A 15385-nucleotide genomic window follows, 5' to 3' on the forward strand; every position below is an offset into this window, starting at 1 on the left:
TCGGTGAACGGCTTGGCGACGAAGACTCCCGCGTTGTTGATCAGGGTGTCGACGCGGCCGAACTGCTCGACGGCCGCGGAGATCACCCGCTCGGCGGTGGCCGGGTCGGCGATGTCGCCCTGGACAGTGACAACGCCCGTGTCGGCGGAGGGCGCGATCGTGCGCGAGGTGGCGACGACCGCGTGGCCGAGCTTGCGGTAGGCCTCGACCAAGCCAGCGCCGAAACCCTGCGAGGCCCCGGTGATGACGGCGACCTTCTGATTCTGCATGCTCATGACATTTCCTCCGGATGTTCGACCGAGCGCGTGCACGGGCTCGGTGACGGGACGGGATTCCTCGACCTCGGCTGCCGCCGCTGTCGCGACTTGATTGGTGTAGGCCAAACGGGGAATCTTTCGAGAGATCGGCGAAAATTTTCTTGAGATCCCCGTTCGGCAGGCGTCCTTGCGGCGTAACTGCTCGCACCGGGTGCCTGGCGGCCCGTGATCCGGTCGGTGATGCCTGGAGACCGCATTCGATGCGGGCCTGGGCCCCTTCGTTCGTGTGCGACCTCGACGTAGCTCATCGAGACGAACGGGTAGCGGGCCAGCTGGTGCAGCGCAAGCCACTGGCTGATCCACGACAACGTCGCCAACTGCGAGATGAGCGCTGCCTTACGTCGGGCCGGTTGCACGGACCCAACAGTCGCGTTCACGCTGCTCAGCAGCTATTTTGTCGAGGTTCTCGCGAGATGCGCGGGCCCGCCGAATACGCCCGAAAGAGGAAATGAGCTGGCGCAGGTATCCACGCGGCGGTATCTCGGCTGATCAGGCGCCAGTTGCCCACCGCGAAGACCACACTCGCGCACCGAGTGATCGTGGCGCTGAGCAACCGGCATCGCGCTGCGCGCACAGTGCGACGCCGGTTGCTCAGCTGCAACGTCGAGGTAACCGCGGCCGCGGCTCTGAGCGTCACTAACGGGTCGTGCATCCGTAGACGTCGGCGGCAGCTCACCCCCCGATTGGTGCAGACCCCAGCCGGTTGGCACGGATGTGCGGGCGTGGGGCGTGGTGCCCTCGGCCGTGAACGGTCGCCAGTCCCATCACGACTATCGCGCTGATCCGCACGGTGTGGTGCTGTGTGTAGGTCAGGCCGAGCACCGTGCTCAAGGAGTCGCTGAAGTGCGATCACCTCTCGACGCCGAGTCGCGACCGGAGGAGTTCGAAGTCCGCGATCAGGTTGTCGGTGCTGTTGGCCGAGAGGTCGGCGACCGGGCGCCGGCGTACGAAGTGCTGGGGCCGCAGCACCGTTGCTCGACGAGCGCGACCAGCGCGGCCGTCCTGTCCGGGTTGCTCTGGGGCGGGCCACGCGGGGCCGCGTCTGCGTCGCAGATGTTCTGCGGATGGAAACACGCCCCGCGACGCCCAGCCTGTGACGCCAACAGTCACGTCCTGTACGCCTTGGTGCTCTCCGCGAAGCAGACGACCGGCAGCCCTTCACTGACCTGCACGGTACCGATGATCTTCCCGGCCTACAGGGTTTCTGCTCAGCTTGTTGGACGGCGTGTGGTTGTGACACACCGCTGGCGCAGCTGGGTTGATCCAGCGGCTCGGTCGGCCGCAGAGGCGGATCAGGCGGTCGGATTGGGCGGGCCTCCCGTTCGGAGCCTATCCGTCATCGTCCCGTCTGCTTTCCCTGCCGCAAGCTCGCCGAAGACAGGCTTGAGCACGGGCCCGACCAGCTCGGCCCGGCGAACCGAAACGCCGAGGTGCAGGAGGCGCGGAAGCGGTGGTGCTTTCCCAAGGCTTCGGTCAGGGTCAGAGCTGCGCACACGGAGTAAGACGCGTTGGTTCTGCGCCGCCAAGTTGGTATGAGTTCACCGAGTAGGCGGACGGATGGTGCGGCGTGTTCGACGGGTGCCTTTGAGGGCTGCGGACAACGCAGATGAGCAGTACAAGCTCGCCCAGGGACTGCGGCACGAAATCGACAAGGCATCCCGACCCGCGGGTCGTGCCCGATCGGTGAGGTTTCGGTGTCGGAACCACGGGGGCAGCACCAAGCCCGCTGAGCGTCATCGATGTCGAAACCCAGTTTTTCAGCTTAATTCAACGAGGGAGGTGCAGGCGGCGCTGCGACGGCCCCGCCTGTCGTCTATGCCAAACAGTCCACTTCGGCCTTCCAGCTCTCGCGAGGTTGACCACTTCGCGCCCGAGCCGCCTGGCGAGGACGTCGAGTACGGCTTTCCCGCGGCCTTGTGGCGGGCCGTCGGAAAGCGCCGGCCACCTGGTCTCGGCCGGACCCGCGCCTGGCGCAGTCCACTGCGCGGGCCATGGCTGACGTCGATCTTCGGTGCTGTGCTGCTGGCGATGCTACCGCTCGTGATCCTCACCGGACTGCTGGACTACATCGCCTACGGCCCCCAGTTCAGGCAAGCGTTCCCCGTCGACGTCGGCTGGATGCACCTGCCGTTCTTCGACTGGCCGACTCGGCCATCGTGGTTGTTCCGGCTGACTGAGGGCCTGCATGTCGGACTCGGCCTCGTGATGATCCCGGTGGTGCTGGCCAAGCTTTGGTCGGTGGTACCGAAGCTGTTCGCCTGGCCGGCGTCACGCTCGATCGCCCAGCTGCTGGAGCGACTGTCACTGCTGCTGCTCGTAGGTGGCATCCTGTTCGAGATCGCCACGGGCGTGCTGAACATCCAGTACGACTACATCTTCGGGTTCAGCTTCTACCGCGCGCACTATGTCGGGGCTTGGGTGTTCATCGGGGCATTCGTCTCCCACGTCGTGATCAAGTTGCCGAAGATGGTCAGGGCGCTGCGTTCGAGGTCCCTGCGAGTGGAACTGCGGACGACTCGCGCCGACACTCGGCCCGAGCCTGTCGACAGCGACCTGGTTGCCATCGCCCCTGCGCCGGCGACGATCAGCCGCAGGGGAGCGATCGGGCTGGTGGGCGGGGGAGTGCTGTTGGTCGCTGTGCTCACCGCCGGGCAGACCATCGGGGGATTCACCCGTAGCTGGGCGCTGCTGTTGCCTCGCGGGCGGTCCTATGGCGACGGGCCCAACGACTTCCAGGTCAACAAAACCGCTGTCGCCGCGCAGATCACGGCCAGGGACACAGGCCCGGCGTGGCGGCTGTCGCTGTTGGGCGGTCCACGGCCGGTTCAGCTCGACCGTACTCAGCTCCTCGCGATGCCCCAGCACGCCGCCACTCTGCCGATCGCCTGTGTGGAAGGCTGGTCCGCGACGCAGGACTGGTCGGGGGTCCGGCTTCGGGACCTGGCCGCAGCGGCCGGCGTACCGGATCCGGAGCGGGCAATGGTCGAGTCCATCGACACTGGCTCGTTTGGCCGTGCCACGCTGCAGGCCAACCAGGTGCTGGATCCCGACGCATTGCTGGCCTTGCGGGTCAACGGCACCGACTTGTCGCTGGACCACGGCTTCCCGGCACGGGTCATCGTGCCGGCCCTGCCCGGGGTGCACTGCACGAAATGGGTTCGGTCCATCGAGTTCCGGAGCCGCTGACGATGCGTACCGTCCTTTCCCGCGTCCGCGGATTCTACGGCGACAACCCCTTGCATCTGCTGGTGCTGATCGTCTGTTTCGCTCTGGCCGGATTCGCCGCAACGCACGAGGTGACCGACCGCCTGTGGCCGTTGGCTCTGACCTGGTTCCTCGCGGCCGTCGTGGCGCACGACCTCATTTTGTTCCCCGTCTACGCCCTGCTGGACATTTCGTCCACCTCCGTGCTGGGCGCTGTGGGCAGACATCGCCGCAGTTCAGCGCCGCCTCGTGTGCCCGCGCTGAACTACATCCGCATCCCTGTTCTCGGCACCGCGCTCACGTTTCTGCTGTTTCTGCCGGGCATCATCCAGCAGGGCGCCATCGCCTACCAGGCGGCCACCGGTCAAACGCAAGAACCGTACCTCGCTCGTTGGCTCCTGTTGGTCGCGGTCATGTTCGCAGCCAGTGCGGTGGCATACGCGATCCGGTGGTACGTCGGCGGTATTCCGGTTCGCACCGCATTGGCACCTGTACGAGCCATGTTCGAAGAAGGAGAACGCGTCCTTCTCGTCGGGGAGGGGACCGTCGTCCCGGTCGCTGCGGTCGCAACATCGGCGGCGCTTTACCACCCGGCTGGCGACCGACCGGGAGCGTGGCTGCGCACGCCGTGGCGCGACCTGACCGACGTCGAATGGCGAGCCGATGGCGGTCTGCTCGACCTCGTGCCCAGCGCCCGGGCAGAGGGTCGGCCCCGCCAGGTGCCCCTCGCGTGTCCCGAGGCGTTGATCGACCTGGCGAAGAAACTCGTCGCTGAGGGAGCGCGCAGTACTCGCTAGCGCGTCGGCTATCAGCGGTGATAGCTAACCGGGACGGTCCAAAGGCGTGCGCGACCGCGTCGCCGCCGACGCGGCAGGCCCCAACCCGTGGTGCTAGAAGCTCGCTCGCCGGATCGCGCGCAGGTCTTGAACCGGAACATCGATATCGGTGTGTCCTTCGGTGCCGTCCTCGCCGTCGAAGGGGAGTAAGCACTGAAAGCGTTCACGGTGCTGATGAGGTCGACCTACGCGCCGTAGTCGATCACCCATACGTCGAAGCGCTCGCCGGGCTGATCTTGCGCGGAGTAGCCGTGCCTGACGACGTGCAGGATTCGGGCGTCGAACAGCGCGAGCAAGGTGGGTTTCTGGGAGTGGCTTTCGTTGACGAGGAAGCCGCGGGTCTTCTTATTTCGAGTACGACCGGGAGATGATCGTCGAGGGCACGATGGACGGCCTGGCCGCCGCCCGGTCCCGGGGCCGCGTCGGGGGCCGGCCCCCAGTGCTGACGCGGCGGCAGCTGGATCAGGCGCAGCGGATGTATGACTCGGGGGAGCACACCGTCGCCGAGATCGCCGAGACCTTCCGCGTCGGGCGCACCACCCTCTACCGACAGCTGCACGCCCACAAGGACGCCGGCGATTGCGCGCTGGTCGTCTACCGCAACACCCGCACCCGCAAGATCGACGCCGACACCAGTCGCCGTTACGGCGAGATCGGCGCGAGTGAGAAGGTGCAGCTGGAGGCCGACCGCAAATGGTTCCCGATTGCCCCCGCCCGCTGGCCACGGCTCAAGCCGATCGTCTACGTCGTCGACGGCGCCGTAGCCCCATGGGATGGCTATGGCACGCCATGCACACGAAGCAGCCGCAGTGATGACAGATGCTTGTGGCGCCGTCGTTGTCATCCCCGGTCACCATCCGCCGGGATTCGCAGCTCCCGAACGGCCGGCACCGAGGACCGCGTCCTCACAGCCGGAACGGCACTCCAGTGCGGTCACGTCTTTCCATCTCACGAGCAGCGTCGGCGTACCGGTTGCCGGTCTCGAACATGTAGTCGCGGATAACGCGGGTGCGGGCGCGGTCCGGTTTTGACACAGTGACTCCCTCACGGCACGCCCACGCTCGCGCCGTCGGAAGGGGCCAAGGGTCGGGGCAGGAGTGCGCTGAGTCGTTGACATCTTGTCCGCGCCGCCGGGGCCGCGTGGGGGCTGTCCGGCTGGGAATCCGGCGGGCACAACCGCCTCGTGATACCGGTGGCACGGTGTGTCGATGGTCAGGGGGACAGCCGCTCACGCTGCTCCGGACAAGTTGAGCAGTGCGGTAGCCCAGCCGAGGTTGTGGACGAAATAGTCCATTCTCACATCGAGCCCTGGTGCGCTCTGCGTTAGCAGCAGCTAGCCTTCTGGCATGTCGGGTAACGAGAAGGGATACACGTCTGGGGCGCTCCGGAGCTGCGCTGGGCTGGCCGTGACGACGGCAATCACCCTGCGTACAGCGTCGACCTCGCATGGCTGGGGCATGGGGCTGCGACTCGAGGACAAACTGGACCATAGGGACCACGCTGGTCAGCTAGGAGAGGCAAGTTTTGAGGAGACGAACCTCTGCGCGCTGGTACTGACCAAGGCCTGACTCAACGCTCAGATGTTGAATCTTGGAGCGATATCAGGGTCGAAAGGCTTCGCTCACCTTGCGCTCGGTGTTCTATCCCTGTGCATGCTGTGTCTCACAACGCAACTTCGTGGGTTATCTGTGAATATTTGGCTGTCTTTGTCTGGGTCGGGAAATGCTGTTTGGTGCGTGCGCTCGCATGGGGGCAGAGACAAGATTCGACCCGCGTTGTGTCACAGCCTCGGCCGATGGGGGACGCGGTGAGCGGCGGTGACGATGCCGTTCCGGTCCTGTTCGGTCGGCGTCGTGAGCTTGACGTGCTGGGCGATGTGCTGGGCGGGACACGGCAGGGACGCAGTGCGGTGCTGGTGGTGCGCGGCGAGGCGGGGATCGGCAAGACCGCGTTGCTGGATCACGCGGTCGCGCGGGCCGGCGATCTGCAGGTCATCTCTGTCTCCGGCGCGGAATCGGAAGCGGAGTTGGCCTTCGCCGGCGTGCATCAGGTGTGTGCGCCGCTCCTGGATGGGCTCGATCGTTTGCCGGCTCCGCAATCTGCGGCGCTGAAAACGGCGCTCGGGCTGGCGGAAGGCAGTCCACCGGACCGGTTTCTCGTCGGGCTGGCCGTGCTGACCTTGCTCACCGATGCTGCTGCCACGCAGCCGCTGGTGTGCGTGATCGACGACGCGCAGTGGCTCGACAGCGCGTCGATGCGGACGCTGTCGATCGTTGCGCGCCGGCTGCGGGCGGACCCTGTGGCGATGGTCTTCGCTGTCCGCGAGGGCGAGCAGAATACGGATGCGGCGGGTCTGGAGCGGCTGCCCGAGCTGAGCCTCACCGGGCTTGATGACGGGGATTCGCGGACGCTGCTGGCAGCGACGATGCCCGGCCCGATGGAGGAGCGGGTGCGGGAACGGATCCTCGCCGAGGCGCGGGGCAACCCGCTGGCATTGCGGGAATTGCCGCGCGCGGCGAACCTGCCCGCGTTCACCGGGGGCTTGGAGCTGCCTGGCCACGGACGGGCGCTGTCGCGACGCATTGAACGCAGCTTCGCCGCCCGGGTGTCGAAACTGCCGGCGGATACTCGGCTTCTACTGCTCATCGTTGCCGCCGACCCGGTGGGGGACGCGGCGGTGCTCTGGCGTGCCGCCGCACTCCTCGGTGTACCGGAATCCGCTGCGGAACCGGCGGAAACGGCCGAGCTGATCACCATCGGGCGTTGGGTGCGGTTCCGCCATCCGCTGATCCGGTCCGCTGTCTACGAGGCGGGCGGCCGCACTGATCGCCGGCGCGTGCACGGGGCGCTTGCCGACGCGATCGAGCCCGTCGACGTGGAGCACCGTGCGTGGCAGCGTGGTCGGGCGGCGACAGGTCCCGATGAGGTGATCGCGGCCGAGCTGGAACGAATGGCCGAGCGCGCACGAGCCCGCGGCGGAGTCGCCGCGGCGTCGGCGTTCCTGGCTGATGCGACCGAGCTGACCCCGGATCCCGTCGAGCGCGCCCGGCGCGCTCTGGCCGCCGCGCGGGCGAAGCTCGCCGCCGGAGCTTCGGACGCAGCGCTGGCGCTGCTGGCGTACACGCGGGCTGCGCCGCCGGACCTCATGCGGCAGGCTCAGACTGAGCTGCTGCGGGCGCAGATCGCGTTCGCGATGCACCGCGGCCGCGACGCCCCCGCTCTTCTGCTCGCGGCCGCCGAGCACCTGCGTGACCTCGACCCGTTGCTCTCGCGCGAAACCTACCTCGAAGCGCTGATGGCGGCGGTGTTCGCCGGCCGCCTTGTGTGGGCCGAGGACAGCGGGCCCGCCGGCATGGCCCGGGCCGCGCGCTCGGCGCCGGCGGCACCTGATCCGCCGCGGGCCGTCGATCTGCTGCTCGATGGGCTGGTGCTGCGGTTCACCGAGGGTTACGCGGCCGCGGCGCCTACGCTCATGCGGGCCGTGCGGCAGTTCCGGCGCGACGCCGACGTCGGGGTGGCGGGGCTGCGCTGGTACGGACTCGTCGGCCGGATCGCGCTGGACCTGTGGGACCAGCAGTCGTGGGACGATCTCGCCGCCGCGCAGGTGCAGATCCTGCGCGAGCAGGGTGTGCTGACGCTGTTGCCGGTCGCGCTCGCTTACCGCGCCGGCGTGAGCGTGCACGCGGGCCGGTTCGAGGAAGCGGCCGCGCTGCTCGAAGAGTCCGACGCGATCAGCCAGGCCACGGGAGCACCGCCGCCGCTGTACATCGAGCCGGTGCTCGCCGCCTACCGCGGCCAGGAGGAGCACACGCTCCACTTGGTGCGGACCAGTCTGCACAGCGCCAGCGTGCGCGGCGAGGGCCGCGTGATCCCGATCGTGCAGTACGCCGCGGCCGTGCTGCACAACAGCCTTGGGCAGTACCGCGAAGCGCTGGCCGCCACGGACCAGGCCATCGAGCACGACGACATCGGCATGTACGGCTACGGGCTGCTCGAACGCGTCGAAGCCGCCGCTCGCTGTTGGGAGACCGCCATCGCCACCGAGGCCATGGAGGAACTGGTGGCGCGCGCCGAGGCAGCGGGGACCGAGATGGCCCTCGGCGTTGCGGCGCGCTCGCGTGCCTTGCTGGCCGAGGGAGCTGAAGCCGACCAGCTCTACCGCATTGCCATCGAGCACCTCGAGCGCAGCAGAGTTGACGTGCTGCACGCAAGGGCTCAGCTGCTCTACGGCGAATGGCTGCGCCGGGAACGCCGCTCTGGCGAAGCAGCCAATCAGCTGAGGCAGGCCCGCGATACCTTCCGGCGCGTGCGCGCTGATGGGTTCGCCGAACGCGCCCGGCGCGAGCTCGTCGCCGCTGGGGTGGTCGTGGAAGCACCCCCTGCACCGTTGGTGGAACAGCTGACCGGACAGGAAACCACCATCGCGCGACTGGGGGCCGAAGGACGCACCAACTCGGACATCGCCGCGCAGCTGTTTCTCAGCTCACGCACAGTCGAATGGCACATGGGCAAGATCTTCGGAAAGCTTGGTATCCCTTCGAGAAGGCACCTGAAGGCCGCGCTCGCGGACCACAACGGATGCCTGGGCCTGTCATGAGGCGCGAGCGAGGCGTCCCCTCTTCCTCACGCGGTGCGAGGCAATCCGCGCGGCCAGTTCAGGGCACGTTCGGTGAGGTCGGCTCTGTGGACCAGAACGCTCACCCCGGTCTCGGCAAGCATCCGTGTCGGCTGGGCGAGCGGAAGCCCTGAATTCGATACCCAGGCCATTGCACGTGTCGAGGGTCAGTGGGGACAGCCGATGGCGCCGGGCGCCCAGGCCCACGCTGTCGCGGTTCTCGTTGGAACCGCAGCGCCGGCACGGTGACGAGTGGCTGGCTGGCAGGTGTAGCGGTGATCCGATTGCCGGTGTTTGAGGGCTGCCTGGTCAATCGAACACACCTGGCTGCGACCTGGTCACCGAGCAAGGCGCGCAGGGTCCGCGTCGAGGACGTCCGCTGCCTCGGCAGGCGTGAAGTCGGTCGGCCTGTCGGCCCTAGAAGCCCGTGAGCCTTGCCCCACGGGACTGCCGTGGATCATCCGCTGCAGAGGCGTGCCACGTCCGAGTCCATGGACGACCGGTGCCGTGGACCCTGACCGTTCCTGAACACTGGTTCGCACTGGTCACGTGTTCACGCGCCCGCGGTGAATGCTTCTTTCTCCATCCGGACCAGTGCGTTCGGCTGGACGCCGGTGAGCGCGGGCCGAGCATCGCGCCTCGCCGACGTGCGGGGATGTGCTGTGATCACATGTCCGTTTCCCGGGAGTCACGACACCTACTGGTCTAAACCGCTAGGGGGTGCTGCGGGTCCGCGTTGGGGCGCTGGTGAGGTCTCCTGGAGTCGTCAGTTCACGGTCACAGCTTGACGGCGAACTGGCGAACCATCTCGCGACCGGCGTGCAGATATCTGCACCAGACGGGCTGCCGGTCGACGATCCAGCGCTCGCCCCAGTTCCGCACCAAGGGCCACTGCTCCGCTGCGGGCACCAGCGCAGGAGGCCACACCAAATATTCCGCTTCGATTGGCCCGCGCACTGGGAAGGGGGTCACTGTGACCAACGAAGAGCCTGACCGACGCAATGGTGAGCCGGCGGCGAGTGGCGTCAATCCGCTGGCGCTGCGCATCGACCGCGTCTTGCGCATCTCGATGCGCATCCCGCCGACTCCGGGCCATGCGACTCCGCACTCGCTCCATTTCTACCGGTTGGTGGAACGCCCGTTGCGGCTCCCTCTGAACGCGGAGTGATGCGCCCCGGGTCTGGTGCAGGTCTCGTTGTCTGTCACCGAGCCCGGGCAGGCTCGAAGGGTTGATCGTAGCGTGACGCTTGGTGGCCGGCTTCGGTCTGGTCGCCGGCCGGCACGTGCTGCGCCTGCGACTGGCGGCAAATGGAGTCACCGCGGTCTACGAAGTCGATCTTGATGAATTGACGATGTGGCTCGAGAAAACTCACGAGCTGGTTCCGCCGGGAGAGGAGACCCTTCACGTGGACTGGGACGCTTTCACGTCAGAAGTGCACCGTCGGTGACGTCGAACCGGGCGGCCCGTCGTCGCCGCGTGACCCCTGCGCCGCAGTCCCCGTAGGGGGTAGTGGCTACCGGCGGGGATGCGTTATGGGTAGCCCGGCTCGACCGGGCAACGGTCGTATCTGTGGCCACCACAGCTTTGAACCAGCAATGTCCGCCAAGGACCCGCCCACCATTCGCGGGCGGGAGAGGAGCTTAGCCGTGTTTGGGAAATGCTATGACGCGTCGATGATCGCCCGGAGCGCCGAGAACGACCTGACCGAGGATTGCCCCCGACAACGCCGCCTGGGAAGTCCTGGCCGCCGGCCTCGCCGCCGAGCTGGTTGCCGCGGGCGTCCTGCGCAACGAGCCCTGGCGCGCCGCGTTCGCCGCCACTGCGCGACACCCGTTCGTCCCCCGCATCCTCGCCGGTACGACACCGCTGCAGGTCGGTGACCCAGACTGGTTCACGACGGTCTACTCCGACGAGGCGCTCGCCACCCGAACCCGGCCCGCCGACGACATCCAGGACAAGCGTGCGATCACCAGCTCGTCCTCGAGCTCCTCCGTCCACGACCGCAGCCGCCTGGATCTCCACTTCGGAGAAGAACCTCGTGGACATCTCAGACACCGCCCCGTCCCAAACGATCACCGACGGGCAAATCCAAAGCAACCGCACCCACCGCATCACGCCAGGCTCACCAGGGACAACACGATGTCCGGAGCGCTAATCGGCCCTCGGAACAGCACGTTCGGGGCTAAGCGTTGCTTTTTCGGTGCCTGCTACCGGAAGGCTCCAGTGGTGGGCTTGTTCACCCGTCCTCATCGCGGTGTCCGATGAGGACGTTGACCGGCTGAGCGCGGACGAGCTGGTCGCTACTGCGCTGCTGCTGTTGATCGCCGGGCACGACACGTCGGTGCACCTGATCGCCAACGCCGTGCTGTGCCTGCTGACCTCGCCGGACCAGCTCGCCGCGTTGCGCGCCGATCTTTCGTTGGTGGACAACGTCGTGGAAGAGGTGCTGCGGTACGAGTCCCCGGTGAACGTCTTGCCGGCCCGTTTTGCCGGTTCGGCGATCGAGCTGGTGGGCGGGACCATTCCGGAGGGGGAGATGGTGCTGCTGTCGGCCAATCGTGACGGGTCGGTGTTCCCGGACCCGGACCGGTTCGACATCACCCGGCCGGTCGCCGGGCACCTGGCCTTCAGGCACGGCATCCACTATTGCCCGGGTGCGCCACTGGCGCGGATGGAGGGCCACCTCGCCGTGGCCGCCTTCACCACGCGGTTGCCGCACCTGCGCCTCGCCGTCGCGCCGGACGAGCTCCGCTGGCGTGACAGCACGCTCATGCACGGCCTGGAAAGCCTCCTCGTCCGGAACGGGCAGTGATCGCGCCTCGCCCGCGAACCGAGTGGGCGAGGACATGACACCGGAAGGCGCCATGTCGCGGCTGCCGGACCTGTCGCCGAGTGGGCGCATCGAGCAGCGTCACCACGGTTTCCGCGCCTGATAGGCGGAAGGTTGGACCGCTTGGCGGCTCGTCGCGGCGTTGGTACGTCGGCGTCGTCCGCCGGTAAGAACTGAACGTCGCTTGACGCCAGTATTGAGCCGACCTGCAGAGGAGTGGGCGTGTGGACGAGTCATCGGCGCGGCTGAACGCCGCCGTCGAGGTTCGGCTTGGAGCGAACGCCGTGCCGGGCGAAGCCGACGAGCGGGGGAGCGGCGCCAGGATCGGCGAGCAGGCGCGCCGCAGCCGGTGCGGGGCGCTGGTGTTCGACCTGATGGGCGGCTACGTCGAGGGCGATGTCGGCCGGATCGCTCGGGTCATCCGTCAGGTGGGCGCAAGCGGGCGTGTGGGCGAGGTACTCGCCGAGGCAACCCGGTTCGCCGCGTACCTCACCGCCGAGGCCCGCGCCGCGGGTGTCCGGCTGAGGGCCGCGCAGATCCGGGCCGGGGTTCTGTCGCGGCTGGCCGCGACGGTGCCACCGCACCACGAGCTGGCCGTGTCGACCGCGTTGGACGCGCTCTTCGAGGGGCGGTTCCCTGCGGCCGCTGCCTCGTTCGGCGACGGTGCGCCAGGAGATTTGATCGCCCTCCACGCTCTGACCGCGTTCACCGCGATGCTCGGCATCCGCGTGTCCGCACCCGGCGAGTTCACGTCTGCCAACCTCGCGCTCTTGGCGTCGGTCCTGCACCCCCGTGACTGACTGTTCATTCCGGGGGTGCACGGCTGGAACGGTGGGAATATCGATGAGAAACCGGTCGTGACGGCCCCTGCCCAAGCGCGTCGCCCCGGCGAAGACGGCGCGGCCATCGCCGGAAACAGAAACTGGGCTGGAGGTGAGGCCATTCGTTAATGAATCCTACGAGTGGATGTGCTGGCTGATCCAGTCTCGGTAGAATGTCGCGTCGGTGTAGATGCCAGCCTTTTCCGTGCACACGTCAGTTTGCCCGTGGCTGGTTGCGCCGACAAGTAGCCAACGACCGTAGCGATTGACCATCGCAGGGCCGCCTGAGTCTCCATGGCACGCGTTGGCGGTGCCTCCGTTGTTGTCCGTGCAGAGCTGGCTTGCCGGGTCGAACAGCGGGTCGTCGCAGGCCGACGTGTCGGCTATGGAAGTGTCCAGTTGCTGCAGGATCACGGGCGCATCGCAGCCGTGGGTCACACATGTGGTGCCCGAGCCGAGCTCGCGAATCGGTGTCCCGACCACTGGCGTGGAGCCGATGGCGACCGGAGTCGCGACGACCGGTTCGGCGAGGTGCACCAAGCCGATGTCATCGTTCAACTTCGTGTCCCAGTTCTCGTGCCGGATGAACCGGTCCGCCCCAACCAACTCCCCGCCGCGTGTGCGATCGATCGATCCGACGCGGAATTGGTACTGCGCCGGGTCCGCCACGTCGAGCGTGCGAGGATCACTCACGCAGTGCCCGGCGGTGACGAGCCATTGGGAGGAGATCAGGCTGGCGCCACAAACTTGTTTGCCGCTCTTGTCCTGTATGGACGCCATGAAGGTGTAGGTCTCGGTTGCGTTCGTGCCACCGACGATTGATGTACCTGCACTCGCCGGCGTGGCGAGCCCGACTGCCGCCGTGGCGCTGATGGCCAGGCATGCCGCCATGGTTCGTTGCCTCACCGAGGTCTCCTTCCGAGCATAGAGGCGCGCGGCTGAACGAACGCTGAAACGACCTGAAGAAGTCTTCAGGAATGTGCCCAACAATCTGCGGGAATTCCAACCCACGCGGACGCGGGTATGCGCTGAGCTCGACCGTCGAGCACCTGAGATGCCGCCCATGGCGATGTCGCACTTGGGCGTCAATGTGGACGTTGGCCGGGCTGTCGATTCGCCGGTGTGGGCGAGCCGGGGACGGTGTGGGTGAGTGAGTAATGGCTTAGTACTGCAACGGCAGTCAGGTGAGTGGGTAGCCGCGGCGTTTGTAGTGGCTGAGGCGGGCTTGGTGTTGTCGTCGGCGGCGGAAGCGTGACCAGGCCCAGACGTGGTTGGTGGCGTCGATGACACGCAACACCAGTTTGACGAGCAACCGCCGGATCTCCGGTAGCGTGAACGCGATCATGTCCGGCTCGCTGACGCCAGTTCCCCTTTTGCAACAAGGGTCTTGGAGACGGCGAGCCAGGCGTGAGCCAGCATCGACAGGGTGATGTGGGCATACCATGCTCGCCACGACCGGACCTGGTACTGGTCCAGCCCGGCTTCGTTTTTAGCCTGCTGGAAGCATTCCTCGATCCGCCACCGGGTCCCGGCGATCCAGGCCAAGTTCAGCAACGTCGAGCGACGGGGCCCGTAGCAAACGTAGTAGGCAATCTCGGTCGGATCACTGATCGAGCGCCGCGCGAGCAGCCAATGCCCGCGACCGGCCCGGCAGCCGGAGCGGATCGGCACCCGCGCCCAGTCGTACTCGCGCGGTCCGTGCGCGCCGGCCCCGACCGACAACCGCCGCCACGCCCGTTCCGGCAGGTCCTCGACCAGCCCATCGGCACGGACTTCGGATCCGTCGGCGGTGGTCAACAGGTCGTTGACCTTGGTGGCCAGCACATGCGCTGCGTCGCGCTCCTCCAGCCACGCGCGCAAGTATTTGACCTGCCCATAGGCCTCATCCGCGGTGATCCACGCATGCGGCAGCCCCACCTCGAACGCCCGCGCCAGCATCGCCATCGCTTGGCGCGGCTTCGTCTCGAACTCGACGTCATCAGGAATCCCAGCCCGCCGGCAGCGCTCCCGGTCGGCGATCCACGGCTCGGGCAGATACAGCTCCCGGTCGATTAGTGCATGCCCGCCAGCACCGGCATAGGCCAGGAACGTGCCGATCTGACAGTTCTCGATCCGCCCCGCCGTTCCGGAATGCTGCCGCTGCACTCCCGCCGACCGCACACCTTTCTTCAGGAACCCGGTGTCGTCCACGATCAGCACGCCATCCGGCTCACCCAGGTGCTCCACCACATAGTCCCGCACGTCGTCGCGGACTCCGTCGATGTCCCAGTCCGCCCAGCGCAGCAGCCGCTGCATGCCATCCGGTGACACCTCGCCGGCCTGCTCGGCCAGCGTCCACCCGTTCTTCCGCTCCAAACCCGCGACCAGCCCGCACACGTACTCCCGCGCCCGCGCCCGCGGTTCCGACCGCGTGAACCGGCCCCCAATCCGCCCAAGCACCCGGTCCAGCTGATCCATCACCACATCGACCACCACCACGATGATCTACCACACGCCACCCGAGTGCCGTTGCAGTATTAGATCGTGCGGATCACGCCAGTTGGTAGCGGTGGCGCGGTGGCGATCGGCGGTGCCGCAGGCCATCCGGCACCGCACCGCAGACTGCCGTTGTCGATGCTCCGAGCGCCATGCCTTCCCGGGGTGCGCGGCAGGTCGACAGGAACATCGCGTCGTGCGGAACCGGCCAACGAGTTGCCTGACCGCCTGGGGCGGTGGGCAGCGACTTTTTGGACCTCCCGCGCTCTACTTGAGGTGAGGCGGC

General features: G+C 67.4%; 12 protein-coding genes. 8 read left to right on the forward strand and 4 right to left on the reverse strand.

Annotation, left to right across the window (positions count from 1 at the left end):
• On the reverse strand, positions 1-275 hold a 275-nt coding region (locus AB0383_RS08280), incomplete at its 3' end, for an SDR family NAD(P)-dependent oxidoreductase (RefSeq protein WP_366186037.1).
• 2058 nt (positions 276-2333) lie between these two features.
• Between AB0383_RS08280 and AB0383_RS08285 the strand changes: the two genes are divergently transcribed.
• From AB0383_RS08285 to AB0383_RS08320, 8 genes are all read left to right on the forward strand, one after another.
• The gene (locus AB0383_RS08285; protein WP_366186039.1) at positions 2334-3503 is read left to right on the forward strand and encodes a molybdopterin-dependent oxidoreductase; all 1170 of its coding nucleotides are present in this window, start codon (positions 2334-2336) and stop codon (positions 3501-3503) included.
• A 2-nt stretch (positions 3504-3505) separates the two neighbouring features.
• Positions 3506-4318: a hypothetical protein gene (locus AB0383_RS08290; RefSeq protein ID WP_366186041.1), complete on the forward strand. Its 813-nt coding sequence runs from the start codon at positions 3506-3508 to the stop codon at positions 4316-4318.
• A 406-nt stretch (positions 4319-4724) separates the two neighbouring features.
• Positions 4725-5360 carry a helix-turn-helix domain-containing protein gene (locus AB0383_RS08295; RefSeq protein ID WP_366186043.1) on the forward strand — a complete coding sequence of 212 codons (636 nt, stop codon included), beginning with the start codon at positions 4725-4727 and terminating at the stop codon, positions 5358-5360.
• A gap of 792 nt (positions 5361-6152) precedes the next feature.
• Positions 6153-8954, forward strand: coding sequence for an AAA family ATPase (locus AB0383_RS08300; protein WP_366186045.1), 2802 nt, complete (start codon positions 6153-6155; stop codon positions 8952-8954).
• Between the two features lie 991 nt (positions 8955-9945).
• Positions 9946-10140 carry a hypothetical protein gene (locus AB0383_RS08305; RefSeq protein ID WP_366186047.1) on the forward strand — a complete coding sequence of 65 codons (195 nt, stop codon included), beginning with the start codon at positions 9946-9948 and terminating at the stop codon, positions 10138-10140.
• Between the two features lie 82 nt (positions 10141-10222).
• Positions 10223-10420: a hypothetical protein gene (locus AB0383_RS08310; protein WP_366186049.1), complete on the forward strand. Its 198-nt coding sequence runs from the start codon at positions 10223-10225 to the stop codon at positions 10418-10420.
• A gap of 807 nt (positions 10421-11227) precedes the next feature.
• Entirely contained in the window at positions 11228-11785 is a 558-nt protein-coding gene (locus AB0383_RS08315; protein ID WP_366186051.1) for a cytochrome P450, read from the forward strand.
• A 242-nt stretch (positions 11786-12027) separates the two neighbouring features.
• Positions 12028-12603 carry a hypothetical protein gene (locus AB0383_RS08320; protein ID WP_366186053.1) on the forward strand — a complete coding sequence of 192 codons (576 nt, stop codon included), beginning with the start codon at positions 12028-12030 and terminating at the stop codon, positions 12601-12603.
• A gap of 156 nt (positions 12604-12759) precedes the next feature.
• On the opposite strand, the gene AB0383_RS08325 is transcribed toward AB0383_RS08320, so the two are convergent.
• The 3 genes from AB0383_RS08325 to AB0383_RS08335 form a co-directional block, all read right to left on the reverse strand.
• Positions 12760-13530, reverse strand: coding sequence for a serine protease (locus tag AB0383_RS08325; protein WP_366186055.1), 771 nt, complete (start codon positions 13528-13530; stop codon positions 12760-12762).
• 274 nt (positions 13531-13804) lie between these two features.
• The gene (locus AB0383_RS08330) at positions 13805-13969 is read right to left on the reverse strand and encodes a hypothetical protein (protein WP_366186057.1); all 165 of its coding nucleotides are present in this window, start codon (positions 13967-13969) and stop codon (positions 13805-13807) included.
• Positions 13966-15099 (reverse strand): IS701 family transposase, encoded by a 1134-nt coding sequence (locus AB0383_RS08335; protein WP_366186519.1) that lies wholly within the window; start codon positions 15097-15099, stop codon positions 13966-13968. Before AB0383_RS08335 ends, AB0383_RS08330 begins: the two co-directional genes overlap by 4 nt.
• Positions 15100-15385: the final 286 nt, after the last annotated feature.

The sequence above is a fragment of the Amycolatopsis sp. NPDC051373 genome, from assembly GCF_040689465.1.
GTDB lineage: Bacteria > Actinomycetota > Actinomycetes > Mycobacteriales > Pseudonocardiaceae > Amycolatopsis.

Bases quoted from the DNA above. Each gene is read 5' to 3' on its own strand.
- AB0383_RS08290 (WP_366186041.1), top strand. From the start codon at position 3,506: ATGCGTACCGTCCTTTCCCGCGTCCGCGGATTCTACGGCGACAACCCC.
- AB0383_RS08295 (WP_366186043.1), top strand. From the start codon at position 4,725: ATGATCGTCGAGGGCACGATGGACGGCCTGGCCGCCGCCCGGTCCCGG.
- AB0383_RS08300 (WP_366186045.1), top strand. From the start codon at position 6,153: ATGGGGGACGCGGTGAGCGGCGGTGACGATGCCGTTCCGGTCCTGTTC.
- AB0383_RS08330 (WP_366186057.1), bottom strand. From the start codon at position 13,969: ATGATCGCGTTCACGCTACCGGAGATCCGGCGGTTGCTCGTCAAACTG.